The organism is Streptomyces sp. x-19 (assembly GCF_046549115.1).
In the GTDB taxonomy this organism is placed as follows: Bacteria; Actinomycetota; Actinomycetes; order Streptomycetales; family Streptomycetaceae; genus Streptomyces; species Streptomyces albulus_C.
In genome coordinates this window covers 133,022-157,476 of the sequence record NZ_JAJPWK010000001.1, presented here as the reverse complement: position 1 = coordinate 157,476, position 24,455 = coordinate 133,022, and the positions used below count along the sequence as shown (strand labels likewise).

23 protein-coding genes and 2 tRNA genes are annotated in these 24,455 nt (G+C 72.3%); 14 read left to right on the top strand and 11 right to left on the bottom strand.

Annotated elements, in window-relative coordinates; translation table 11 throughout:
- Positions 1–52: 52 nt before the first annotated feature.
- The 4 genes from ACLJT4_RS00730 (at position 53) to ACLJT4_RS00715 (ending at position 3,404) form a co-directional block, all read left to right on the top strand.
- The gene (locus ACLJT4_RS00730; RefSeq protein ID WP_411120503.1) at positions 53–1,201 is read left to right on the top strand and encodes an SDR family oxidoreductase; all 1,149 of its coding nucleotides are present in this window, start codon (positions 53–55) and stop codon (positions 1,199–1,201) included.
- A gap of 153 nt (positions 1,202–1,354) precedes the next feature.
- The gene (locus ACLJT4_RS00725; protein ID WP_275463033.1) at positions 1,355–1,834 is read left to right on the top strand and encodes a molybdenum cofactor biosynthesis protein MoaE; all 480 of its coding nucleotides are present in this window, start codon (positions 1,355–1,357) and stop codon (positions 1,832–1,834) included.
- 185 nt (positions 1,835–2,019) lie between these two features.
- Positions 2,020–2,223 (top strand): hypothetical protein, encoded by a 204-nt coding sequence (locus tag ACLJT4_RS00720; protein ID WP_411120502.1) that lies wholly within the window; start codon positions 2,020–2,022, stop codon positions 2,221–2,223.
- An 86-nt stretch (positions 2,224–2,309) separates the two neighbouring features.
- Positions 2,310–3,404: a PDZ domain-containing protein gene (locus ACLJT4_RS00715; protein WP_411120501.1), complete on the top strand. Its 1,095-nt coding sequence runs from the start codon at positions 2,310–2,312 to the stop codon at positions 3,402–3,404.
- Between the two features lie 44 nt (positions 3,405–3,448).
- Here ACLJT4_RS00715 and ACLJT4_RS00710 read toward each other — a convergent pair whose 3' ends face one another.
- Positions 3,449–4,003, bottom strand: a complete 555-nt coding sequence (locus ACLJT4_RS00710) for a PPA1309 family protein (protein ID WP_411120500.1) — start codon at positions 4,001–4,003, stop codon at positions 3,449–3,451.
- Between the two features lie 136 nt (positions 4,004–4,139).
- Here ACLJT4_RS00710 and ACLJT4_RS00705 point away from each other — a divergent pair, with 136 nt between their 5' ends.
- The 4 genes from ACLJT4_RS00705 to ACLJT4_RS00690 all read left to right on the top strand — a co-directional run bounded on the left by ACLJT4_RS00705 (position 4,140) and on the right by ACLJT4_RS00690 (position 9,463).
- On the top strand, positions 4,140–7,031 hold the full coding sequence (locus tag ACLJT4_RS00705; protein WP_411121054.1) for a UPF0182 family protein: 2,892 nt from the start codon (positions 4,140–4,142) through the stop codon (positions 7,029–7,031).
- A 108-nt stretch (positions 7,032–7,139) separates the two neighbouring features.
- A tRNA-Met gene (locus ACLJT4_RS00700) sits at positions 7,140–7,213 on the top strand.
- A 208-nt stretch (positions 7,214–7,421) separates the two neighbouring features.
- On the top strand, positions 7,422–9,257 hold the full coding sequence (locus ACLJT4_RS00695) for a tetratricopeptide repeat protein (RefSeq protein WP_411120499.1): 1,836 nt from the start codon (positions 7,422–7,424) through the stop codon (positions 9,255–9,257).
- A 132-nt stretch (positions 9,258–9,389) separates the two neighbouring features.
- Positions 9,390–9,463, top strand: a tRNA-Met gene (locus ACLJT4_RS00690).
- A gap of 60 nt (positions 9,464–9,523) precedes the next feature.
- Here ACLJT4_RS00690 and ACLJT4_RS00685 read toward each other — a convergent pair.
- The 4 genes from ACLJT4_RS00685 to ACLJT4_RS00670 form a co-directional block, all read right to left on the bottom strand.
- The gene (locus ACLJT4_RS00685; protein ID WP_411120498.1) at positions 9,524–10,672 is read right to left on the bottom strand and encodes an ABC transporter substrate-binding protein; all 1,149 of its coding nucleotides are present in this window, start codon (positions 10,670–10,672) and stop codon (positions 9,524–9,526) included.
- Positions 10,673–10,761: 89 nt separating this feature from the next.
- Positions 10,762–11,634 (bottom strand): ABC transporter permease, encoded by an 873-nt coding sequence (locus ACLJT4_RS00680; protein ID WP_411120497.1) that lies wholly within the window; start codon positions 11,632–11,634, stop codon positions 10,762–10,764.
- The gene (locus tag ACLJT4_RS00675; protein ID WP_411121053.1) at positions 11,631–12,395 is read right to left on the bottom strand and encodes an ABC transporter ATP-binding protein; all 765 of its coding nucleotides are present in this window, start codon (positions 12,393–12,395) and stop codon (positions 11,631–11,633) included. Before ACLJT4_RS00675 ends, ACLJT4_RS00680 begins: the two co-directional genes overlap by 4 nt.
- Before the next feature lie 698 nt (positions 12,396–13,093).
- Positions 13,094–13,513: a Fur family transcriptional regulator gene (locus tag ACLJT4_RS00670; RefSeq protein ID WP_351463291.1), complete on the bottom strand. Its 420-nt coding sequence runs from the start codon at positions 13,511–13,513 to the stop codon at positions 13,094–13,096.
- Between the two features lie 160 nt (positions 13,514–13,673).
- Here ACLJT4_RS00670 and ACLJT4_RS00665 point away from each other — a divergent pair, with 160 nt between their 5' ends.
- Positions 13,674–15,137, top strand: a complete 1,464-nt coding sequence (locus ACLJT4_RS00665) for a catalase (RefSeq protein ID WP_038521651.1) — start codon at positions 13,674–13,676, stop codon at positions 15,135–15,137.
- Positions 15,138–15,372: 235 nt separating this feature from the next.
- Here the strand turns inward: ACLJT4_RS00665 and ACLJT4_RS00660 are convergent, their stop codons facing one another.
- The gene (locus ACLJT4_RS00660) at positions 15,373–15,771 is read right to left on the bottom strand and encodes a cyclic nucleotide-binding/CBS domain-containing protein (protein WP_275467583.1); all 399 of its coding nucleotides are present in this window, start codon (positions 15,769–15,771) and stop codon (positions 15,373–15,375) included.
- A gap of 197 nt (positions 15,772–15,968) precedes the next feature.
- Positions 15,969–16,772 (bottom strand): histidinol-phosphatase, encoded by an 804-nt coding sequence (gene hisN / locus ACLJT4_RS00655; protein ID WP_411120496.1) that lies wholly within the window; start codon positions 16,770–16,772, stop codon positions 15,969–15,971.
- Positions 16,773–16,942: 170 nt separating this feature from the next.
- Between hisN and ACLJT4_RS00650 the strand changes: the two genes are divergently transcribed.
- Positions 16,943–17,599, top strand: a complete 657-nt coding sequence (locus ACLJT4_RS00650) for a TetR/AcrR family transcriptional regulator (RefSeq protein WP_411120495.1) — start codon at positions 16,943–16,945, stop codon at positions 17,597–17,599.
- A 20-nt stretch (positions 17,600–17,619) separates the two neighbouring features.
- On the opposite strand, the gene ACLJT4_RS00645 is transcribed toward ACLJT4_RS00650, so the two are convergent.
- From ACLJT4_RS00645 to ACLJT4_RS00630, 4 genes are all read right to left on the bottom strand, one after another.
- Positions 17,620–17,943 (bottom strand): DMT family transporter, encoded by a 324-nt coding sequence (locus tag ACLJT4_RS00645; protein WP_020930759.1) that lies wholly within the window; start codon positions 17,941–17,943, stop codon positions 17,620–17,622.
- A gap of 136 nt (positions 17,944–18,079) precedes the next feature.
- On the bottom strand, positions 18,080–19,087 hold the full coding sequence (gene rsgA / locus ACLJT4_RS00640; RefSeq protein WP_411120494.1) for a ribosome small subunit-dependent GTPase A: 1,008 nt from the start codon (positions 19,085–19,087) through the stop codon (positions 18,080–18,082).
- Between the two features lie 13 nt (positions 19,088–19,100).
- Positions 19,101–20,453 carry a 3-phosphoshikimate 1-carboxyvinyltransferase gene (gene aroA / locus ACLJT4_RS00635; protein WP_411120493.1) on the bottom strand — a complete coding sequence of 451 codons (1,353 nt, stop codon included), beginning with the start codon at positions 20,451–20,453 and terminating at the stop codon, positions 19,101–19,103.
- A 191-nt stretch (positions 20,454–20,644) separates the two neighbouring features.
- The gene (locus ACLJT4_RS00630) at positions 20,645–21,358 is read right to left on the bottom strand and encodes a M50 family metallopeptidase (RefSeq protein WP_411120492.1); all 714 of its coding nucleotides are present in this window, start codon (positions 21,356–21,358) and stop codon (positions 20,645–20,647) included.
- Between the two features lie 35 nt (positions 21,359–21,393).
- On the opposite strand from ACLJT4_RS00630, the gene ACLJT4_RS00625 reads away from it, so the two are divergent.
- From ACLJT4_RS00625 to rsrA, 4 genes are all read left to right on the top strand, one after another.
- Positions 21,394–22,224 carry an SOS response-associated peptidase gene (locus ACLJT4_RS00625; protein WP_411120491.1) on the top strand — a complete coding sequence of 277 codons (831 nt, stop codon included), beginning with the start codon at positions 21,394–21,396 and terminating at the stop codon, positions 22,222–22,224.
- A 65-nt stretch (positions 22,225–22,289) separates the two neighbouring features.
- Complete coding sequence (locus ACLJT4_RS00620; RefSeq protein ID WP_411120490.1) at positions 22,290–22,937, top strand: alpha/beta family hydrolase; 648 nt, start codon at positions 22,290–22,292, stop codon at positions 22,935–22,937.
- Positions 22,938–23,268: 331 nt separating this feature from the next.
- A complete protein-coding gene (locus tag ACLJT4_RS00615; protein ID WP_233657109.1) occupies positions 23,269–23,970 on the top strand; it encodes a sigma-70 family RNA polymerase sigma factor in 702 nt (233 codons plus the stop codon).
- Positions 23,967–24,359 carry a mycothiol system anti-sigma-R factor gene (rsrA, locus tag ACLJT4_RS00610; RefSeq protein WP_016573167.1) on the top strand — a complete coding sequence of 131 codons (393 nt, stop codon included), beginning with the start codon at positions 23,967–23,969 and terminating at the stop codon, positions 24,357–24,359. The genes ACLJT4_RS00615 and rsrA overlap by 4 nt, the downstream gene beginning before the upstream one ends.
- The last annotated feature ends 96 nt before the right edge of the window (positions 24,360–24,455 follow it).

Sequence of the window (24,455 nt, the reverse complement as noted above, 5' to 3'; positions counted from 1 at the left end):
GTACGGACCCGTCCGACGCGCCCGTACTGAAGACAACCGCTGGAGACGCCCGGTGAGTTCCCCAGATCCGACCGTTCGCGCAGCGCGAAACGCTGCCGCCACAGCCGAACAGGCAGACCGCACCCCGGTCGACGCCGACCGGCCGCTGCGCCGTCCCGTCGTCGCCGTCACCGGAGCCGCCTCCGGGGTCGGCGCGCTGCTCACCCGCGCCCTGGTGGCGTCCGACGAGGTCAAGCAGGTGGTGGCCATCGACGAACGGCCCGGCGACGTCCCCGAGGCGCTGTGGCACGTCCTCGACGTCCGCGACCCGGCCATCGCCGACAAACTGCGCGGAGCGGACGTCGTCGTCCATCTCGCCCTCGACCTCGACCTGGAGACCGACGCCACGGCCCGCACCGCCTACAACGTGCGCGGCACCCAGACGGTGCTGACCGCGGCCGCGGCCGCCGGCGTCCACCGGGTGGTGCTGTGCACCTCCGCCATGGTCTACGGGGCGCTGCCCGACAACGACGTCCCGCTCGCCGAGGACGCCGAGCTGCGCGCCACCGCGGACGCCACGGGCGTCGGCGACCTCCTGGAGATCGAGCACCTGGCCCACCGCGCCCCGCGCGCCCACCCGGGCCTGAACGTCACCGTGCTCCGCCCCGCCATCCTGGTCGGCGGCACCGACACCGCGCTGACCCGTTACTTCGAGTCGCCGCGTCTGCTGGTCGTCGCCGGGTCCCGTCCGGCCTGGCAGTTCTGCCACGTGGAGGACCTGGTCAGCGCCCTGGAGCACGCCGCCCTGGAGAAGGTCGAGGGCGAGTTGGCGGTGGGCTGCGACGGCTGGCTGGAGCAGGAGGAGGTCGAGGAGCTCTCCGGCATCCGGCGCATGGAGCTGCCGTCGTCGGTGGCGCTGGGCGCCGCGGCCCGGCTGCACCGGATCGGCCTGACGCCGTCGCCCGCCGGGGACCTCGCCTACACCATGCACCCCTGGGTGGTCAGCGGCAGCCGGCTGCACGACGCGGGCTGGCGGCCCCGGTGGACCAACGAGGAGGTCCTCGCCGAACTGCTGGAGGAGGTCGCCGGCCGGCACACGGTCGCCGGCCGCCGCCTCGGCCGCAAGGACGCCACCGCCGCCGGCGCCGCCGGTGCCACCGTCGCCCTCCTGGGCACCGCGGCCCTGGTCCGCCGCGCCCGCAAGGCCCGCCGCCGCATCTGAACCCCCTGCGGGGCCGGCGCCGTGGGGCCGGCCGCAGGCCCGTGCGGCGGGTCCGGGAGGGCCGGGGACTGTACGAGCCTCCAAAACGGGCCCCCGCACGCCCGGTGGAAACGGCCATTCCCTGCGGGGCACCCGGTACGGCACGATGGGACCATGTCTGCCACGCACACCCGGCCGTCCACCGGCCACGACCACCCTGGTGAGCAGGGCGGCGAGGACCCCATCCGGCTCCTGGAGATCCGCGACGGCGCGCTGTCCGTGGACGAGGTCTTCGCGGCCGTCGGGGACCGCGCGGCGGGCGGCACGGCACTCTTCGTCGGCACCGTCCGCTCGCACGACGGGGGCTCGGACGTCGACGGACTGGGCTATTCCGCCCATCCGACCGCGGCGGAGGAGCTGCGTCGGGTGGCCGAGAAGGTCGTCGCCGACTATCCGGTCCGCGCGCTGGCCGCCGTCCACCGGGTGGGCGATCTGGCCATCGGCGAGCTGGCCGTGGTCGTCGCGGTCTCCTGCCCGCACCGCGCCGAGGCGTTCGCCGCCTGCCGCAAACTGATCGACGACCTCAAGCACGAGGTCCCCATCTGGAAGCACCAGACGTTCTCGGACGGCACCGAGGAATGGGTCGGCGCCTAGCGGGGCCGCCCCTGCGGGACGGCCGCCCGGCGGTTCCGCGCTGCCGAACAGGTACCCCGGCCGCGGCCGAACCGGTAACCCGGCTTCCGGTTGCGTAACCGGCTCCCCGGCACCAGCGTTGACCTGGCAGATGGTTAATCTGCTTATTCGTCGATCGCGGGCGCGCAAGGGGTAGGGAGGTCGCCATGGGAGCGCTGCTCTGGCTGCTGATTCCGGTGCTGGCCGGGTTGATCGCCGCGCTGTGGAGCAGTTGGGCCGTGCGCAACCGCCGGACCGGGGACGTCGCCGAGCTGGCGGGTTACGCCCGGTTCCGCGCGGCCATGGAGAAGCAGCAGCACGCCGCGGCCGTCGCCCCGACGGTCCCCGAGCGCGTCTCGGACCCGGTCTGACGGCTTCCGGCGCCCGGCCCGACCGTCGGCCCCCGGACGGACGGCCCCGCGGGCCGGTTGTCATACCCGTCCCGTACTGTCGTTCCATGCCACGCCGCACCGCGACGCTGCTCGCCTCGACCCTGATGCTGATCGCGCTGCTCTGTGCCGGGGTGCTGATTCCCGTCCCGTACGCCGAGATGTCGCCGGGGCCGACGGTCAACACCCTCGGCGACCACAACGGCGAGCCGGTCCTGCAGATCTCCGGGCGGAAGACGTATCCGACGACCGGCAACCTCAACATGACCACGGTCCGGGTCACCGGGCCGGACTACAACATGAACCTCTTCGAGGCGGTCTACGGCTGGCTGGACCCCAACAGCGCGGTGGTGCCGCACAAGACGCTCTACCCGGACGGCCAGACGGCCGAGCAGGCCGACCAGCAGAACGCCGAGGAGTTCTCCCAGTCCCAGGAGAGCGCGAAGGTCGCCGCGCTCCAGCAGCTGCACGTCCCGGTCGCCAGTCAGACCGTGGTGGGCGCCGTCGTCAAGGACAAGCCGGCCGACGGGCTGCTGCACGCCGGCGACGTGATCAAGGCGGTGGACGGCAAGACCGTCCAGCAGGCCGGCGACGTCGCCAAGCTCGTCACCCGGCACAAGCCGGGCGAGAAGGTGGTCTTCACCGTCATCCCGGCCAAGGACGCGGCCGCCGCGGAGAAGCAGGGCAAGCGGCCCGCGGGCCCCGAGAAGCAGGTCACGATCACCACGGTGGCGGACGGCGGTCGTGCGGTGGTGGGCATCCAGGCCCAGGTGGACCACATCTTCCCGTTCACCATCGACGTGAAGCTCGCCGACGTCGGCGGTCCGAGCGCCGGCCTGATGTTCGCGCTCGGCATCGTCGACAAGCTCACCCCCGGCGGGAACCTCACCGGCGGCAAGTTCGTCGCCGGCACCGGCACCATCGACGACCAGGGCAAGGTCGGCCCGATCGGCGGCATCTCGATGAAGACCGTCGGCGCGCGGGACAAGGGCGCGGAGTTCTTCCTGACGCCCGCGGAGAATTGCACGGCCGCCGCGAAGGACACTCCCAGCGGTCTGAAGCTGGTCAAGGTCGGCACCATAGGGGACGCGGTCAAGGCGCTGGAGAAGATCCGCAACCACGACACCGCCGGCCTGCCGAGCTGTAGCCCGGCAGGCCGGTAGCGGCGCCGCCGCGCGACGGCGGGCCGGCGGCCCACCGTCGGCGACTACTCCTCGAAGGTCGCCGACAGCGCGTCCGCGAGGCCGGGCACCAGCGCTTTGCCGGTGAGCACCTCGGAGGTGGAGTCCTTCTCCCGCAGGCGCAGCGCCGATTCGCGGGAGCCGTCCCGGAGGACGGCCACCGTCATCCGCACCTCCTGGCGCTCGGGGTGCTCGGCGACCCACTTGGCGAGTTGCTTCTCGGACATGCCCGCCGGCTCGGCCTCCTCGGCGGACGGCGGGAGCATCAGCCGCTCCACGGTCAGGGCGCAGCCGACGACGGCGTCCGGCCAGGCGATGGTGGCGAGGAACTCGTCCAGCGGCGCTCCGGCCGGGATCTCGTCCTGCTCGATGGGGGTCAAGGACGTGCCGACGGAGTCGTCGATGCCCAGTTGGGCGGCGAGCGAGGGCTCCTGCGAGCGGAGCTTCACGGTGTCGACGAGGGCGAACAAACGGGCGGGCTGGTCCCAGCCGAGGCCGGCGGCGTACTCGTCGATTTCGAGTACCGCACGGGTCAGCGGGTCGGCGGCGAGGGGGGTGCCGTCAACGGGGAGGTTGGTCATGCCCAACATCGTGCCTTGTACACCCCGGAAATCGGGAACCGAGTAAAGCCGTCGTAAGTTGCATCACTGGGTCCTACTATCGCCGGGCCTGCTCCACACGACAGCGAACTTCGAGGTGCGCACCTTGGCTTTCCAGATGCCGGACCGCGGCGGAGGCCCCACCGGGCCACGGATCAGAGTCGGCCGACCGTCGCGGCGGTTCAGGACCCTGCTCATGACGTTGGGCGCGTTGGCCGTACTGGCCATGCTCTTCGTGATGTTCTCGGGATTTTGGACCGACTGGCTCTGGTACCGGTCGGTCCACTTCTCCTCGGTCTTCACCACCACCCTGTGGACCAAGATCGGTCTGTTCTTCGCCTTCGGCATCGTGATGGCGATCGCCGTCGGCATCAACGTCTGGTTGGCGCACCGGCTGCGGCCGCCGCTCAGCGCGATGTCCACGGAGCAGCAGAGCCTGGACCGCTACCGGATGGGCATCGCCCCGTTCAAGAAGTGGGCGCTGGTCGCGGTCACCGCGGTGATCGGGCTGATCGCCGGGGCCTCCGCCTCCGGTGAGTGGCGGACGTGGCTCCAGTGGGTCAACGGCGTCCCGTTCGGCACGACGGACCCGCAGTTCCACAAGGACGTGTCGTTCTACGCCTTCGACCTGCCGTGGTACCGCTTCCTGTTGAGCTTCGGCTTCGCCTGCGTGGTGCTGTCCCTGGTGGCCGCCGCGCTCACCCACTACCTCTACGGCGGGCTGCGGCTGACCAGCCCCGGTTCGCGGGCGACCGCCGCCGCCACCGGCCACCTCTCGGTGCTGCTGGGCCTGTTCGTCTCCCTGAAGGCGGTCGCCTACTGGCTCGACCGGTACGGCCTGGCGGTGAAGTCCAGCGGCCTGAAGTCGGCCGACAACTGGACGGGTCTGCGCTACGTGGACGCCAACGCCTACCTTCCGGCGAAGACCATCCTGTTCTTCATCGCGGCGATCTGCGCGGTGTTGTTCTTCGCCACCCTGTGGCGGCGCACCTGGCAGCTGCCGGTGATCGGGTTCGGCCTGATGGTGCTCTCCGCCGTCCTGATCGGCGGGCTGTACCCGGCGATCGTCCAGAAGTTCCAGGTCCAGCCGAACGAGCAGGCCAAGGAAGCCCCGTACATCAAGCAGAACATCAAGGCGACCCGGGATGCGTACGACATCCAGGACTCCGATGTGACGTCGTACAAGGGCAACTACAAGCCGACCTCCGACGCGGACAGCCAGCGGCTGCGGGACGACGCCGACACCGTCGCCAGCATGCGGCTGCTGGACCCGAACGTGGTCTCGCCGGCCTTCCAGCAACAGCAGCAGGTGCGGTCCTACTACCAGTTCCCGTCCACCCTGGACGTCGACCGGTACAAGGACAAGGACGGCAAGGAGCAGGACACCGTCATCGGCCTGCGCGAGCTGAACCTCGCCGGCATCCCCGAGCGCAACTGGATCAACGACCACTTCAAGTACACCCACGGCTACGGCGCGGTCACCGCCAAGGGGACCGAGACCGCCGACGGCGGCGGCCCGCAGTACACCGAGTCCGACCTGCCCTCCAAGGGCCAGCTGCCGCCGCACGAACAGCGCGTCTACTACGGCGAGAAGACCACCCAGTACTCCATCGTGGGCGGGCCGCAGAAGGAGCTGGACTACTCCGACGACAGCGGTGAGAAGAGCTACCGCTATCAGGGCAAGAGCGGGGTCAGCCTGTCCAACCCGATCAACCGCGCCGCGTACGCGGTGGCGTTCGGGGAGCCGCAGATCCTCTACTCCGGCGCGATCGGCGACGGTTCGCGGATCCTGTACAACCGCACCCCCAAGGAGCGCGTCGAGTCCGTCGCCCCCTGGCTGACCATCGACGGCGACGCCTACCCGGCGGTGATCGACGGCCGGATCCAGTGGATCGTGGACGCGTACACCACGAGCAACGGCTACCCGTACGCCTCCCGCACCACCCTGGGGGACAGCACCGCCGACTCGCTCACCAACGGCCAGCGCGCGGTGGTGGCCCAGCAGAACCAGGTCAACTACATCCGCAACTCCGTCAAGGCGACGGTCGACGCCTACGACGGCACGGTCAAGCTCTACCAGTGGGACACCAAGGACCCGGTCCTCAAGACCTGGATGAAGGCGTTCCCCGGCACGGTCGAGAAGAAGAGCGACATCAGCCCGGACCTGCTGGCGCACCTGCGCTACCCGCAGGACCTGTTCAAGGTGCAGCGCCAGTTGCTGACCACGTACCACGTCACCGACCCCGGCACCTTCTACACCGGTTCGGAGCGCTGGCAGATCCCCAGCGACCCGACCACCAAGTCGGGCAACGCGGTGCCGCCGTACTACCTGAGCATGAAGATGCCAGGACAGAAGCAGCAGGCGTTCTCGCTGACGACGACCTTCACGCCCAACAAGAAGGACAACCTGGGCGCCTTCATGGCGGTCGACGCCGATGCGACGAGCAACGACTACGGCAAGATCAGACTGCTGAAGCTGCCCGCGCAGACGCCGGTGCCGGGCCCGCAGCTGGCGCAGTCGAAGTTCAACTCCGATCCGACGATCGCCAACGAGCTGAACATCCTCAAGAAGTTCGGTGACTCGGAGATCGAGTACGGCAACCTGCTGACCGTCCCCCTGGACGAAGGGCTGCTCTACGTCGAACCGGTCTACCTGCGCGGTGCCAACACCAACTACCCGCTCCTGAAGAAGGTGTTGGTGAGCTACGGCGACAGCAAGCCGGTCCTGGAGAACAGCCTCAAGGACGCGCTGGACGTCGTCTTCGGCAAGAAGGCGCCGACCACCGGCTCGGAACCGCCGCCCGGCGGGGGCCAGACCGGCGAGCAGCCGCCGCCGGCCGGCCAGACCGTGCAGCAGGCGTTGTCGGACGCCGAGAAGGCGTACGACGACGGCGAGAAGGCACGGGTGGCCGGCGACTGGGGCGCCTACGGCGACGCCCAGAAGCGACTGAAGGCCGCACTGGACCGGGCCGCCAAGGCGTCCGAGAAGGGCGGCAAGTCCGGCAGTTGAGCCACTGCCGCGGGCCGTGGTCCGGTGGCCGCCGGTGCGAACCGGTGGCCACCGAGGCCCGTGTGTCAACAGTGGTCCCCGTGGCGTGATACGTTGGAGTCACAACGGCGCGGGGTGGAGCAGCTCGGTAGCTCGCTGGGCTCATAACCCAGAGGTCGCAGGTTCAAATCCTGTCCCCGCTACTGATAGACCAAGGCCCGGATTCCTTGAGAATCCGGGCCTTTGTCATGCGTTCGGGGTAAAGCTCGCCACGGGCGGGTCGGACAACCCACGGGGGAAAGTCGTGTGCTTGAGTTTGGCATGTCGCCGTGTCGGGAAGTCGACAAAACGCTGAAGTGACCTCACCGGCTGCGGTATACCAGGTGTACGCGGGTAACAGGTGATGCGACGATGGTTCTTATGGGGGACAAGGCAAGGTTGTTGGAGACGGACCGTTTTGTGCAGGCGCCCGACGACGGGCGCGATTCCGAAATGGCGATGGACGCGATGGAGGCCGACGGTGCGGCCGAGGCGTCCGACGCGGTCACCGAGTCCGGGTACCGCCGCGCCGCCGAGGCGGGCGACACCGCCGCCATGAGCGCACTGGGCGCGATGCTGCTGCGCCGCGGCGACCTGGACGGGGCCGAGCCCCACCTGCGCTCCGCGGCCGCCGCCGGGGACCGGGCGGCGGCGAACAACCTCGGCGTCCTCCTCCACCAGCGCGGCTACGGCGACGAGGCCGCCGGTTGGTGGCGGATCGCCGCCGTCGCAGGCTCCGCCGCCGCGGCACACGCCCTGGGACGGCACTACCGCGAGCGCGGTGACGAGCCGGCCGCCGAATACTGGCTGCGCCAGTCCGCAGAGTCCGGCCACTACCTGGGCGCCTACGCCCTCGCCGACCTCCTGGAGCACCGCGGGGACATCGGTGCCGAGCGCTGGTTCCGGGCCGCCGCCGAGCGCGGCCACCGCGAAGCGGCCTACCGCCTCGCGCGGGTCATCGAGGACGGCCGCGACGGCGACCGCCGGGCGGTGCCCGCCTACGGGGAGTTGACCCGGCAGGCCGAGGCCGAGCAGTGGTACCGCCAGGCCGCCGCCCGCGGTCACCGGCGGGCCGCGCTCCAACTCGGCGCGCTGCTGGAGGAGCGCGGCGACGTCCAGGAGGCCGGCCGCTGGTACCTCTCCGCGGCCAGGGACGGCGAGGCCCGAGCTGCCTGCGCGCTGGGCTTCCTGCTGCGCGACGCCGGCGACGAGGAGAGCGCAGCGGAGTGGTGGCGGCGGGCCGCCCAGGACGGCGACGGCAACGCCGCCAACGCCCTGGGGGCGCTCCACGCCGACCGCGGTGAACTCCAGAGCGCCGAGCGCTGGTACCGCGCCGCGCTGGACGCCGGCGACGTCAACGGCGCCTACAACCTCGGCCTGCTCTGCGCCGAACAGGGCCGGCCCGGCCGGGGCGAGCAGTGGTACCGCCGCGCCGCGTACGCCGGGCACCGCGAGGCGGCCAACGCGCTGGCCATCCTGCTGCTCCAGCGCGGCGACGCCTCGGGGGCCGAGCCGTGGTTCTCCAAGGCGGCCGAAGCGGGCAGCGTGGACGCCGCGTTCAACCTCGGCATCCTGTTCGCCGGGCGCGGCGAGGAGCGGTTGGCGCGCTCCTGGTATGAGCGGGCGGCGGCCGCCGGGCACACCGAGGCGGCGCTCCAGGTCGCCATAGCGCAGCTGCGCGACGGCGACCTCCAGGACGCCGAGCGGAACCTGCGCTGCGCGGCCGGCGGCGGCAGTGCCGAGGCGGCGTTCCGACTCGCCGACCTCCTCGACCGCCGGTCCGCCGAGGCGGACGCCGAGCGGTCCGCGGACGACGAGAGCCGGCAGTGGTACGAGCGGGCCGCGCGGCAGGGGCACCGTCGCGCCCAGGTCCGGGTTGGCATGTTCGCGGCGGCCCGCGGTGACGCGGTGGAGGCGGCCACCTGGTACCGCGCCGCGGCCGAGGCCGGCAGCCGTAACGGGGCCTTCAACCTCGGGCTGCTGCTGGCCCGTGAGGGCAGCCTCCCCGAGGCCGTCCTGTGGTGGCAGCGCGCCGCCGAGAGCGGCCACGGCCGGGCGGCGCTGCGGCTGGCGCTGATCGCGGCCCGGCGCGGGGCGCTCGCGGAGGCCCAGCGCTGGTGCGCGCGGGCCGTGGAGCTCGGGCCGCCCGAGGTGGCGGAGCGGGCGGCCCGGTTGCGGACGGCGCTCCAGGAGGAGCTGAGCGCCTGACGGCCGGCCGGCGACGTCGGTGATCGGGCCCGGGACGCGGTCGAACGGACCGGTTCCCGGGCACTGCTCCCGGGGCGGGCGGAAGGGATTTGCGCTGGTCGTCGCGGTGGGGTTACAGTAAACACACAACGGCGCGGGGTGGAGCAGCTCGGTAGCTCGCTGGGCTCATAACCCAGAGGTCGCAGGTTCAAATCCTGTCCCCGCTACTGAAACCGAAGGCCCGGATCCCTTGAGGATCCGGGCCTTCGGTGTGCTTGGGGTGTCGGCTACGGGCGGTGCCCGACCGCCTCCGCGTACAGGTCGCGGTCGACGAGCTTGGCCTCCGGCAGCGGTGCCCCCTTGGTGACGTCGGCGTCACGGTAGGTCTTCTGGAGCCGGTCGGTGGTGCCCTTCCTGATCTCCCAGTCCATCCGGAGCGGGGGCACCGACGCGAGGATCTTCGGATCGACCTTCAGCAGCCCGGCCAGTTCCGCGACGAACGCCCGGTCCGCCTTGTAGTCGCCGGCGAAGTAGGTGTTGACGGTGCGGATGTAGGCCCTAAGGAAGGCGACGCCGGCGTCCGGGTCCTTCTGGAGCAGGTTGGGTCCGTAGAGGGCGCCGCCGAGCGGTTCGCCCTGCGGCTGGCCGCCGAGGTAGGCGTACTGCTTGTCGCCGTCCACCTGGCGCCACACGGGGTCCAGCAGCCAGGCGGAGTCGACGCCGCCGCCGGTCAGGGCGGTGAGGACGTCGGCCGAGCCGAGTTGCTGGAAGGTGACGGAGTCCAGCGCGGCACCGTGGGCGGCGAAGGCCCGGTCCATCGGGTACATGATCACCGAGCCCTTGCCGATCATGGTGCCCAGCGTCGCGCCCTTCAGCGGCACCGAGGACGCGTCCTGCCCGTTCTTGAGCCGGACCCACAGGCCGCTCCGGGACTTCGGGCCGGGGGAGAAGTTCCCGGCCACCCAACGGATGTCGAAGCCGCCGTTGACGCCGTTGACCACGGCGGCCTCCGGGGCCGCCCACAGGACGTCCACGTCGCCCTTGGCCAGGAGGGGCAGGGCGTCCGGGGTCGGCAGTACCTTCAACCGGACGTCCAGGCCCTCCTTGCGGAACTCGCCCTTGGCCAGGGCGAGTCGGAGGGGCGCGACGTACTCGGCGCTCAGGGTGCCGGTGGCGACGGTGAGGGTGCGGCGCTTGCCGAGCGGTGCGGGCGCCGGTGCCCCCTTGGCGCAGCGGGCCGGGGCGCGGCCGGGCGAGAGGTCGGCGGGGTCGGTCCAGGAGCCGGCGCCGCAGCCCGGTACGGCCTTGATGGTGCGCGGCTTGGCGGGGGCGGTGGCGTTCGGGCCGGCGGCGCAGCCCGCGCTGAGGGCGAGGGCGGCGGTCAGGACGGCGACGGCGAGGGTGGGTCGGGTGCGGGTGCGGGTGCGGGTGCGCATGGGACCTCCGTACGGGCCGGTGTTCCGGGGGCTCGGGGGCCTGGGGGTGCCCGGGGACGGTGGGTGCGGGGGCGGGGTGCGGGGCGGCTTCAGTTCTGCGTCCGGCCGCGGTCGCGGGGCGCCCACGGGGTGAGGAACCGCCCGGCCAGCCGCACCAGTTCGGAGAAGACCACGCCGAGCACGGCCACGCAGACGATGCCGACGAACATCACGTCGTTCTGGAACAGCGCCCGGGAGTCGAAGATCAAGTGGCCGAGCCCGTCGGCCGCCGCGATCTGCTCCGAGGCGACGATCACCAGGACGGCCACGCCGGCGGCGATCCGCGCGCCCACGAGGACGGCGGGCAGGGACGCGGGCAGCAGCACGTGCCGGAACATCTGCCAGCGGCCGGCGCCGAAGACCCGGCCGGCGTCCCGGTGGCCGGCCGGCACCGCGAGCACCGCGGCCATCGTGGAGATCCAGACGAAGAAGAAGACGGTGGCCGCCACCAGAGCGATCTGCGGGCCCTCGCCGAGCCCGAACATGTTGAGGAAGATCGGCAGCAGCGCCAACTTGGGGACCACGTAGAGGGCGTCCAGGAGCGGCTCCAGGGCGGCGCGCACCAGCGACAGCGAGCCCATCAACAGGCCCAGCAGGTAGCCGCTGACGGTGCCGGCGGCGTAGCCGGCCAGGACGCGCTGGAGCGTCGCGCGGACGTCCGGCCACAGCTCGCCGGCCAGGGCCCGGTGCCAGCCGTCGGCCAGGATCGTGGCGGGCGCGGGGTAGACGCGGGCGTCGATCCAGGACCGGGCGGCGGCCAGCTGCCACACGAGGACCAGCAGCACCGGAACGGCGACCGCGAGGGTGAGTTCGAGGGTGCGCCGGCGGCGGTGGGCGCGTTCCGGCCTGAGCTCCTGGGGGCCGGGGCGGCGGACCAGGAGGCGTTCGGCGGCGGGTCCGTCCTTGGCGGGGGCGGTGGTCATGCGGGGACGGCCCCCTCGGGTTCGGTGGTGGTCCGGCCGGCCACCTCGCCGCGCAGCAGCTCCCACAACTCGGCCTTCAGGGCGGCGAATTCGGGGGCGGCGCGGACCTCTCCGGTGCGCGGGCGGGCGAACGGCGGTCGGCGTTCGGCGATGATCCGGCCGGGCCGGGCGGACATGACCAGGACCCGGTCGCCGAGGACCAGGGCCTCTTCGAGGCTGTGGGTGATGAAGAGGGTGGTGGTGCGGGTGGTCTGGGTGAGGGCGAGCAACTCGTCCTGGAGGATGGTCCGCAACTGGGCGTCCAGGGCCGCGAACGGCTCGTCCATCAGCAGGATCTCCGGTTCCACGGCGAGTGCCCGGGCGATGGCCACGCGCTGGCGCATTCCGCCGGAGAGGGCGGCCGGATAGGCGGTCTCGAAGTCGGTGAGCCCCATCCGGGCCAGCCAGGACCGGGCCCGGCGGTCGGCCTCCTCGCGGGGCACGCGCTGGACGTCGAGCCCGAAGCGGACGTTGGCCAGGACGGTCTTCCAGTCGTAGATGCCGTAGTCCTGGAAGATCATCGCGGCCGGGCGGTCGGAGCCGGTCCGCAGCTCCAACTCGCCCGCGCTGGGCCGCAGAAGCCCCGCGGCGATCCGCAGCAGGGTCGACTTCCCGCACCCGGACGGCCCCACGACGCAGACGAACTCGCCGGGCGCGATCTCCACGTCCAGCGGCCCGAGGGCGGCCAGTGCCTTACCGCCCCGCCCGAACGTTCGCGCCAGCGCGCGGGCTCGGAGGGCCGGGGGAGCGGATGTAGGTGGAGCGGATGTAGGTGGAGCGGGCGGTCTGAGCGGTTCGTGCGGGCTGGATGGGGTGGGCGGCGCGGAGGGTGTGAGGTCGGCGGAGGTGGTCGGCGGGGATGTAGGGGCGGGGGACGGGTGCGGCTCTCCCACGGGTGCTCCTTGCGGAGTGCGGACAACGTGCCGTCGGGGCGCCGGCCGGGCGCTCCCGGGCGGCCCGGGACACGGTCGGTCCCGATGGCCGAAAAGCGCGGCCCGCCGACGATATGACGGTCCGTCAGATCCGGGCAAGGGGCGTGCGGGGCGGGACAGCAGGTGCGAGCGAGCGGCCGGCCGGCCGTGGAGCGGGCGGAGTCGGGCTCGGGCGCTGGTCGGAGGCCCGTTCGCGGCCGGCGGGAGGGGCGGCGCGAGGTGCGGGCGGAGGGTTTCGTCGACCGAGGTCGGGTGCGCCGCCCGCGGAGGTGGTCGTCCGGAGGGGCGCTGGGGCGCACGGGGCCCATGGGGCACCGGGGGTGCGAGGGGTGGCCGGCGGGCCGGAAGGGGGCGCGGGGCGGGCCCCGATCGGGGCGCCGGGCGCGGCTCGACGGTGACGAACCGGGCCGGGTGGGCCCGGGGCCCCGGAGCTTATGGGGCCGGGTGCGGCGGCCTGGGGCGCGGCCCGGACGGGGGCCGGGCAGCGGTCAGGACTTGGCGCTGCAGTTGGGGCAGATGCCCCGGTAGGTCACGGTGACCTCGGAGACCTCGAAGCCGTAGCGCTCCGGCATGGGCAGTGCGGAGAGCGGGTCGCCGTGCAGGTGCACGTCGCGGATGGTGCCGCAGCGCGCGCAGACCAGGTGCTGGTGGTCGTGGTGCGCGTTGGGGTCGTAGCGCTTGGCGCGGCCGTCGGTGCTCACCTCGATGACCTCGCCGAGCGAGACCAGCTCGCCGAGGGTGTTGTAGACCGTGGCGCGGGAGATCTCAGGGAGGCGCTCGGACGCCTTCGCGTGCACTTCGTCGGCGGTGTAGTGGACGTGGTCCCCGTCCAGGACCTCGGCGACGACGCGGCGCTGTGCGGTCAGCCGCCAGCCGCGTCCCCGGAGTCGTTCCAGCAGGTCACTCATGCCAATCACCTATCAGTCAGATAGACACCAGGGTAGCAGCGGTCGTCCATCACCGGATCGGGTACGAGTTTCGGGTACTTCTTGACTTAGACATTGTCCAATGTAGGATCGCTTACGGCGCAAGCCAAGGGCAGGTGTACGAAGACGTCAGGAGGCGCACGTGTCGGTAGAGACCCCCACCGGACCGCTGACCACGGAGACCGGAGCTCCGGTCGCGGACAACCAGAACAGCGAGACGGCCGGTGTCGGCGGCCCCGGTCTGATCCAGGACCAGCTCCTGATCGAGAAGCTCGCGCACTTCAACCGCGAGCGCATCCCGGAGCGCATCGTCCACGCCCGCGGTGCCGGTGCGTACGGCACCTTCACGGTCACCGCGGACGTGACGCAGTACACCCGGGCGAAGTTCCTCTCGGAGATCGGCAAGCAGACCGAGACGTTCCTGCGCTTCTCGACGGTCGCGGGCAACCTCGGTGCGGCCGACGCGGTGCGCGACCCGCGCGGTTTCGCGCTGAAGTTCTACACCGAGGAGGGCAACTACGACCTCGTCGGCAACAACACCCCGGTGTTCTTCATCAAGGACGCCATCAAGTTCCCGGACTTCATCCACACCCAGAAGCGCGACCCGTACACCGGCTCCCAGGAGGCGGACAACGTCTGGGACTTCTGGGGCCTGTCGCCCGAGGCCACCCACCAGGTGACCTGGCTCTTCGGCGACCGCGGCATACCGGCCACGTACCGCCACCTGAACGGCTACGGCTCGCACACCTTCCAGTGGACCAACGAGGCGGGCGAGGTCTTCTGGGTCAAGTACCACTTCAAGACCGACCAGGGCATCAAGAACCTCACCCAGGACGAGGCCAACAAGCTCGCCGGTGAGGACCCGGACAGCCACCAGCGGGACCTGCGCGAGTCCATCGAGCGCGGCGACTTCCCGACCTGGACCGTCCAGGTGCAGATCATGCCGGCGGCCGACGCGGCCGGCTACCGCTTCAACCCGTTCGACCTGACCAAGGTCTGGCCGCACGAGGACTACCCGCCGATCGAGATCGGCAAGCTGGAGCTCAACCGCAACCCGGAGAACATCTTCGCCGAGGTCGAGCAGTCGATCTTCTCCCCGCACCACTTCGTGCCGGGCATCGGCCCGTCCCCCGACAAGATGCTCCAGGGCCGCCTCTTCGCGTACGGCGACGCCCACCGCTACCGCGTCGGCATCAACGCCGACCACCTGCCGGTGAACCGCCCGCACGCCACCGAGGCGCGCAGCCACGGTCGCGACGGCGCGCTCTACGACGGCCGCCACGGCGGTCAGAAGAACTACGAGCCGAACAGCTTCGGCGGCCCCGCCCAGACTGGCCGGCCGCTGTGGCAGCCGCTCCCGGTGTCCGGCGGGACCGGCGAGAGCGCGGCGCCCTCGCACGCCGAGGACGACGACTTCGTCCAGGCCGGCAACCTCTACCGCCTGATGTCGGAGGCGGAGCGGGAGCGGCTGATCAACAACCTGGCGGGCTTCATCGCCAAGGTGTCCCGCGACGACATCGCGCAGCGCGCGATCGAGAACTTCCGCAAGGCGGACGCGGACTACGGCAAGCGGCTGGAGGCCGCGGTCCAGGCCCTGCGCGGCTAGCGGTCCCGTGCGGTGCGGCCGCCGCCCCTCGTGGCGGCGGCCCGTCGCAGGGCGACCGGGCGTCGCTTGCCGTACATGCCGAAGAGGTCGGATGCCATGGGGCTCCGGCCTCTTCGTGCTGCCTCGGGGCGGATGTCGGCGGTGCGGGGGCGGGTGCGCGGCGGTTCGCCGTGCACCCGCCCGCTCGCGCGCCCGCCGGCGCGGGGTGTCGCGCCGGGGTGCGCCGGACTCTCGCTCAGGCCGCCGCGGGCGTCCGCTGGGAGGCGTCGGACCAGCAACGGATGATGTCGCGGACCGAGACGATGCCGACCGGTTCGAGGTCGTCGAGGACGACGAGGTGGCGGAAGCCGCCGCGCACCATGGCGTCCGCCGCGTCGTCCAGGGTCCAGTCGGGGGCGGCGAAGACCACGTCGGACGTGGTGTGGCCCTGGGCGGTCTCCCGGTCGGGGTTCTCGCCCGCGCCGAGGGAATTGAGGATGTCGCGCTCGGTGAGGATGCCGACGCCGTAGGTGTCCTTGTCGAAGACGACGGCCGCGCCGATGCGGCGGGCCGCCATCAGCCGCGCTGCCTGACGGAGGGTGTGAGCCGGCCCGATGGTGAGGACCACCGTGCTCATGGCGTCTTTGACGAGCATGGGCATGGAGAAGTGCCACCTCCTTGGGGGCAAGTGAACATGCGAATCGATTCACAAGTTCACAAAGTGGGGGATTCTCATGTTCACATGCTCTCGGTCGCGCGACAAGGGGCAGATGCTGGACGCCAGTCCGAACATCTGCCCCTGTGCAGGTCAGCGGTGGTTTTCCGGGCGGAATCCGATTCCGCGGCGGTGGCTCAGCCCCGGTCGTCGCCGAGGTACGACAGCAGCTCCTCGTGGAGCAGGCCGTTGGAGGCGGCCGCGTTGCCGCTGTGCGGACCCGGCCGACCGTCCAGGCCGGTGAACCGGCCGCCGGCCTCCTGGACGATCACCGCACAGGCCGCCATGTCCCACAGCGACAGCTCGGGCTCCGCGCAGATGTCCACCGTCCCCTCGGCGACCATCATGTACGGCCAGAAGTCGCCGTAGGCCCGGGTGCGCCAGCAGTCCCGGGACAGGTCGAGGAAACGGGGCAGCTTGTCGCGCTCCTCCCAGCCGGTCAGCGAGGCGTACGCGAAGGACGCGTCCTGGATGCGGCCGACCTCGGAGGTGTGCAGCCGGGCCGCCGAGGTGAGGCTGCGGCCGCTGAACGCGCCCAGCCCCTCCGCGGCCCACCAACGGCGGTTCAGCGCCGGCGCCGAGACCAGTCCGACCACCGGGCGGTCGCCGCCCTCGCCGCGCTCCATCAGCGCGATCAGGGTGGCCCAGACGGGCACCCCGCGGACGTAGTTCTTGGTGCCGTCGATCGGGTCGATGACCCAGCGGCGCGGCCCCGAGCCCTCGCTGCCGAACTCCTCCCCGAGCACCGCGTCGCGCGGCCTGGCGCGCTGGAGCTGGCTGCGGATCAGCTCCTCGGCGGATTTGTCCGCCTCGCTGACCGGAGTCATGTCCGGTTTGGTCTCCACCTTGAGGTCGAGTGCCTTGAACCGCTCCATGGTCGCAGCGTCCGCGGCGTCCGCCAGGACGTGTGCCAGGCGAAGATCATCGTGATAGTCGGGCATGTGCGAACAGTATCCACTGGTATACGCGGGATCCACACGGCCATGCCGCGCTCCCGGGTGGTCTGTCCTCCGGCGCCGGCCGGACCCGGGCGCGGGAGGTCTTGACAGCCCCTGACGGCGCGTCAATTCTGTGCGTGTCCCGCGGTTCGGGCCGAGCCAGGAGGTGGCGGATGCCCTCGGCGCGCGAGGCCCTACTGGACGCCGCCTACACGGCGCTGCTCGTCCGGGCCTGGGCGGACGTCCGGATGGTGGACGTGGCGGCTGCGGCCGGGGTGTCCCGGCAGACGCTCTACAACGCCTTCGGCAGCAAGGACGGGCTGGCCCGGGCCCTCGTCCGCCGGGAGACCGAGACCTATCTGGCCGGGGTGGAGCGGGAGCTGGCCCGCGGCGACGCCGGCGCGCCCGGGCCCACGGACGACGCGGCCGCCCGGATGACCGCGGCGGCCACCTGGACGCTGCGCACCGCACGCACCAACCCGCTGGTCAGGGCGGCGCTGACGGGTTGTTGGGGCGATCGGTTGCCGCTCGGGCAGACGGGGCCGGCGGAACTCGTCGGCCGGTTCCGCGAGCGGGCGGTGGCGGCGCTGGCGCCCGGCCGGCCCCGGGAGCAACTGCCGGCCCTGGACGCCGCCTGCGAGACCGCGGCCCGGCTGACGCTGTCCTGCGTGATCGCCCCGGCCGGCCCGGAGCGGGAGCCGGAGCCCGTGCGGTCGCCGGCCGACGTGCGGGCGGCGGTGCCGCGGCAGCGGACGCGGCCGGCGGCGGAGGCGGAGAGCGCGGCGGTCTCCCGGCTCGTCCGGGGCGCGTTCGCCGGGCTCGTCGGTTGAGCCGGGCGCCCCGGCGTGCGTCAGTGCGCCGAACCGGACAGTTGGAGCCCGACCACCCCGACGATGACCAGGGTGATGGAGACGATCTTCAACGTGGAGACCAGGTCGCCGAGGAAGACCATGCCGTAGATCGCGGTGCCGGCGGCCCCGATGCCGGTCCAGACGGCGTACGCCGGGCCGACGTCGAGCTTGCGCAGCGCCAGCGTCAGCAGGCCGAAGCTGCCGAGTGCGAAGACCGCGAAGGCGATGGTCGGGTAGAGGCGGGTGAAGCCGTGCGAGAGCTTGAGGCAGACCGCGAAGCCGGTCTCCAACACCCCCGCCACCACGACCAGCAGCCACGCCATATCCCATTGCCTCCGTCAGCTCGGTGACCGCTTCAGCCAGGTGACCACTTCCGACCGGTGGGGACCGGGTCGGACCGGTTCTGCCGTGAGGGTGATTATGCCCGGGCCCCGGACGGGTGGCAGGGGTTTGCGGCGGTCAGTCGCCCTCGCGTCGCTCGCGGGTGGACAGCAGCCGGCGCAGGGAATACAGGCGCGCCGGCTCGGCGTGCCCCCCGGCCACCCACGCGTCCAGCGCGCAGTCCGGCTCGTCGTGGCTGCACGCCCGCGGGCACTCCGCCGTGCCCGACGCCAGGTCCGGGAAGGCGTGGATGACCCGGGACGGGTCGACGTGCGCCAGCCCGAAGGACCGCACGCCCGGGGTGTCGATCACCCAGCCGGTGTCGCCGGGCAGCGGCAGTGCCAGTGCCGAGGTGGTGGTGTGCCGGCCGCGACCGGTGACCGCGTTGACGTGCCCGGTGGCCCGGCGGCGTTCCGGCACCAGGGCGTTGACCAGGGTCGTCTTGCCCACCCCGGAGTGCCCCACGAACGCCGTCATCCGGCCCGTCAGCTGCTCCCGGATCCGCTCGGCGGCGCTGCCGTCGGACAGTTCGTCGCGGTTGGTGACGACGTACGGGACGCCGAGCGCGCCGTAGGACTCCAGCAGCGCGTCCGGTGCGGCCAGGTCCGACTTGGTCAGCACCAGCAGCGGGTCCAGCCCGGCGTCGTAGGCCGCGACCAGGCAGCGGTCGATCAGCCGGGGCCGGGGCTCGGGGTCGGCCAGCGCGGTGACGATGGCGAGCTGGTCGGCGTTGGCGACCACCACCCGCTCGAACGGGTCGTCGTCGTCGGCCGTGCGGCGCAGCGTGGAGCTGCGCGGCTCCACCCGGACTATCCGGGCCAGGGTGTCCTTGTCGCCGCTCAGGTCGCCGACCACGGCGACCCGGTCACCGACCACCGCGCTCTTGCGGCCCAGTTCGCGGGCCTTCATGGCGGTGACCTTGCGGTCGTCGATCAGACAGGTCAACCGACCCCGGTCGACGGTCAGGACCAGTCCCTCGCAGGCGTCCTCGTGCTTGGGGCGGATGTTCGTCCGCGGGCGGTTGCCCTTGCGGTTGGGGCGGACGCGGACGTCGTCCTCGTCGGGGTTCTTCCCGTAGCGGCGCATGGTGCGGCGACCCTCAGGCTCTCCGGGCGGCGGGGGACGTCGGATCGAGCATCTCGGTCCACAGCGCGGGGAAGTCGGGCAGGGTCTTGGCGGTGGTGGCGACGTTCTCCACCTCCACGCCCTCGACGGCCAGGCCGATGATCGCGGCGGCGGTGGCCAGGCGGTGGTCCTCGTAGGTGTGGAAGATCCCGCCGTGCAGCGGCCGGGGACGGATGTGCAGCCCGTCCGCCGTCTCGGTGACGTCGCCGCCGAGCTCGTTGAGCTCCTTGGTGAGCGCGGCCAGCCGGTCGGTCTCGTGCAGCCGCAGGTGCGCGACGCCGCGCAGGGTGGACGGCGAGTCGGCGAGCGCGGCGACCGCGGCGATGCCCGGGGTCAGCTCGCCGACCTCGCTCAGGTCGACGTCGATGCCGTGGACGCGGCCGCTGCCGGTGAAGGTCAGGCCCCGGTCGGTCAGCTCGCAGGAGCCGCCCATGGTGGTGAAGATGTCACGCAGCGCGTCGCCGGGCTGGGTGGTGTGTTCGGGCCAGTCCGGGATGGTGACCCGGCCGCCGGTGACCAGCGCCGCGGCCAGGAACGGCTGGGCGTTGGAGAGATCCGGCTCGACGACCAGGTCGCGGCCGAGCAGGGCGCCGGGGGTGACCCGCCAGACGTTCGGCTCGCCGCCCGCCTCCGGGGTGTCCACCTGGGCGCCGACACTGCGCAGCATGTCGACCGTCATCCGGATGTGCGGCATCGAGGGCAGCGCCGCGCCGACGTGCCGGACCTCGACGCCCTGGTTGAAGCGCGGCGCGGACAGCAGCAGGGCGCTGACGAACTGGGAGGACGAGGAGGCGTCGATCTCCACCGCGCCGCCCTCCAGGGCGCCGCCGCCGAACACCGTCATCGGCAGCGCGCCGCGGTTGTCGTCGTCGATCCGGGCACCCAGGGCGCGCAGCGCGTTGATGACACCGCCCAGCGGGCGCTCGTAGGAGCGCGGGTCGCCGTCGAAGCGGATGGGGCCGTCGGCGAGCGTGGCGACCGGCGGCAGGAAGCGCATCACGGTGCCGGCGTTGCCGACGTCGACGGTGGCCGGGCCGTGCAGGCCGGCCGGGATGATGCGCCACGCCTCGCCGCCGGAGGTGCCGGCGGAGCTGGACGACGCGGTCTCCTCGATGCCGACGCCCAGGGCGCGCAGCGCCTCGGCCATCAGCAGGGTGTCGCGCGAGCGCAGCGGGCGGCGCAGCCAGCCGGGCTCGGACGAGAGGGCGGCCAGGACCAGGCCGCGGTTCGTGACCGATTTGGAGCCGGGCACGGTGACGGTCGCATCGACCGCCCCGGGAGCGACGGGGGCGGGCCACAGGGCAGGGAGGGCGGGGCTCTCGGTCATGCCCTTACTTTAATGGCTGGACAAGGGTTCCGATCTTGATCAAAAGCGGCGCAACCTGTGCGAAACACGGCTCTCGTGGTGCAACCGCAGGCAGCGGGCGTCTCCGGGGCAACAGGGGCGACACCGACATACGGAATGTGGGTTACCAGATGTCAACGGTACGGACATCCGCTCCTCCTTCATATGCCGATTCATATGCCGAGCAGCCAGCGCCCGCCGCCGAGCAGGGAGCACACCGTCACCACGTGGAAGAAGCCGAGCCAGACAGCGGCCGGGACATGGGTGAGCCGGGCCAACTGGTCGGGGTCGGAGTCCACGGCGCCGCCGCGCCGCCGCTTCCCCTGGAGCTCGAACGGCGGCCGCACCCCGCCCAGCAGCAGGAACCACACCACCGCGTACGCGAAGCCCGCCTGCACCTCGGGCCCGGTCAGCCAGGACACCAGCAGGAAGGTGCCGCCCGCCAGCACGACGGTGAGCACGCCGTACGCGTTGCGGATCATCACCAGCATCGCCAGCAGCAGCGCGGTGGCCCCCCACAACAGGGCCGTGGTGTGCCCGGCGGCCAGCAGCGCGGCACCGGCCAGGCCCAGCAGCGACGGGGCCAGGTAGCCGGCGGCGGCGGTCAGGACCATGCCCAGACCGTGCGGTTTGCCGCGCGAGACGGTCAGCCCCGAAGTGTCCGAGTGCAGCCGGATGCCGTCCAGACGGCGCCCGGTGAGCAGGGCGATCAGCCCGTGTCCGCCCTCGTGGGCGATGGTCACGGCGTTCCGCGCCAGGCGCCAGGCGGTGCGCGGGACGACGGCGCCCAGGGCCAGCACGCCGGTGACGATCACCAGCCAGAGCGAGGGGCCGGGCTGGGCGGAGAAGACCCGCTCCCAGACGTCGGTGATGTGGTGGGTGTCCATGTCTCCCCTTCGTGTGGCATGGCAGTGTGGCACGCATGTGCGGTAGGTATGCAGCGAGCCGGCAGGCCGAGGAACTGGTGGGAACCTTCGGCGTCCAGCAGTGGCAAGCCACGGAGACGTTGGCGCCCAGTTGGAACGTCGCCCCGACGGACAACGTGCAGGTGGTGCTGGAACGTCCCCTCAAGGGCGAGACGGCCCCAGCCTTCCCGCCCGGCCCGGTGCGCCAGCTACGGACGCTCAAGTGGGGCCTCGTCCCGGCGTGGGCGAAATCACCCGAGGGCGCCGCACGGATGATCAACGCCCGGTCGGAGACGGTGCACGAGAAGCCGTCGTTCCGGCAGGCGTTCGCCGCCCGTCGCTGCCTGATCCCCGGGGACGGCTACTTCGAGTGGGTCACCGGCGCGACCGAGCGGCAGCTGGAGGAACAGGGCCGCAAGAAGCGCCCCCGCAAGCAGCCGTACTTCGTGACGCCCGCGGACGGCTCGGTGATGGCGATGGCCGGGCTCTACGAGTTCTGGCGCGACCGCACGCTGCCCGCCGACCACCCGCTGGCCTGGTGGGTGACCTGCACGGTCCTCACCACCGAGGCCGAGACCACCGCGCTGGCCGGTGCCGACGGCGGCGAGGGCCCGCAGACCCTCGCCGAGATCCACCCGCGGATGCCGCTGGTGCTGCCGCCGGACCGCTGGGACGCCTGGCTCGACCCGGGCCGCAGTGACCCCGACGAACTCCACGCGCTGCTGACCCCGCCGCCGCCCGGACTGATGCGGGCCTTCCCCGTGCCGACCGACGTCAGCAACGTCCGCAACAACGGACCGGAGCTGGTCACCGAACTCGACGGGCCGGAGGTCGGCACCCTGTTCTGAAGGCCGTCGTGGCCGTCGGGCGGGCCGCGGTGCCCTCCCCGGCGCACCGCGGGCAGGATGGGCCCATGAGTACGAGGGCGAACGAGAGCGAGACGGTCGCGACGCCGGCGGGCGACGCCCGGATCTCCTGGTACCGCGACGCCGAGCCGGCCCGGGCGGTGATCGCCGTCAGCCACGGCGCGGGCGGCGGCATCGAGGCCCGTGACCTGCGCGCCCTGGCGGCGGCGCTGCCGGCCCGCGGCTACACCGTGGCGCTGGTCGAGCAGCCGTGGCGGGTGGCCGGCAAGAAGGTGGCGCCCGCCCCGAAGACCCTGGACGTCGGGTGGACCGCGCTCTGGCCGACACTGGAGAAGCCCGGCCTGCCGGTGGTCGCCGGTGGTCGCAGTGCCGGCGCCCGGGTGGCTTGCCGGACGGCCCGCGCGCTGGGCGCCCACGCCGTCCTGGCGCTGAGCTTCCCGCTGCACCCGCCGGGCAAGCCGGAGCGGTCCCGGGCCGAGGAGCTGACCGGCGCCGGCGTGCCGACGCTGGTGGTCCAGGGCGGGCGGGACCCGTTCGGGCGGCCGGCGGAGTTCCCGGCGGGCACCGCGCTCACCGAGGTGGCCCACGGCGACCACGGTTTCGCGGTGCCGAAGTCGGCGGGCGTGAGCGAGGCGGAGTCGATGGCGGTGCTCACCGACGCGGTGGTGGCGTGGCTGGACGGGATGTTCGGCTGACGGTCCCCGGCCGGGGCGCCGTACCGCGCCGCACGGCCCCCGGCCCGACCTGCCAAGACCCGGTCGGTCCGGGCGGGAATGATCCGGCCCGGTGCCGCTGTTGTGCCATGCGTAGGCAATGGAGCACAGCCAGCGCGCACGAGGAATGGGAGTCCGCCGCATGGGAATCGCTTGCCCGGCCCGACCGGCCGCCGACCTGCAGTGGCCGCCGATGCAGGTGACGCAGTCAGCCCTGGTTGGAGCGGCGGCCGCACCGGATCGTCGTCTATTCTCCGATTCGAGAGGACCCGCGGCGCCGGCAGCCGCGGGGTCCGCCACGGTGTTGGAGGAGGTGGGTCCGGTCACCGGAACCGACGAAGGGACCGACGGCCCGGCTGCGGAGCAGACCGCGGGCCGGACGGAGAGCGACGCCGAGCGCAACGCGCGCTTCGAGCGGGACGCCCTCACCTTCCTCGACCAGATGTACTCCGCGGCCCTGCGCATGACGCGCAACCCGGCCGACGCGGAGGACCTGGTGCAGGAGACGTACGCCAAGGCGTACGCGTCCTTCCACCAGTTCCGGGAGGGCACCAACCTCAAGGCGTGGCTGTACCGCATCCTCACCAACACGTTCATCAACTCGTACCGCAAGAAGCAGCGTGAGCCGCAGCGCAGCGCCGCCGACGAGATCGAGGACTGGCAGCTCGCGCGCGCCGAGTCCCACATGTCGACGGGTCTGCGCTCCGCCGAGTCGCAGGCGTTGGACCACCTTCCCGACTCGGACGTGAAGGCCGCGCTGCAGGCGATCCCCGAGGAATTCCGGATCGCCGTCTACCTCGCGGACGTCGAGGGCTTTGCGTACAAGGAGATCGCGGACATCATGGGGACACCCATCGGCACGGTGATGTCCCGTCTCCACCGCGGTCGGCGCCAACTGCGCGGCATGCTGGAGGACTACGCCCGCGAGCGCGGGCTGGTTCCGGCGGGGGCGGCCGCCCAGACGGAGTCCGCGCCGGCGCCGGAGTCGCACGACCGGAAAGGCTCGGGATCATGAGCTGCGGAGAGCCGCACGAGAAGGACTGCTCAGAGGTCCTTGACCACCTTTACGAGTACCTCGACCGCGAGATGCCGGCCGGGGAGTGCGCCGAATTCCAGGTCCACCTCGACGAGTGCTCGCCGTGCCTGGAGAAGTACGGGCTGGAGCAGGCCGTCAAGAAGCTCGTCAAGCGGTGCTGCGGCCACGACGACGTCCCCACCGACCTGCGGTCCAAGGTCATGGGCCGGATCGAACTGATCCGGGCCGGGGAGGCCGTGCCCGAGGTGAGCGTCCTGGACCAGGCCCGGCACGAACAGGCCCAGCGGGAGCGCGCGGCGGACGCCCAGGGCGCCGCCGGCGCACCGCCGCAGGCCGACGCGGCGGACAGCGCCGCACGCGCCGAGTAGACCCGGCCGCCCCAGCGGGCCCGGGTGCCTCCGGGGAGTCCCGCGATCCCGGCCGCCCCGGTCACTCCGGCCCCGGAACACTGCCGCGTACGCGTG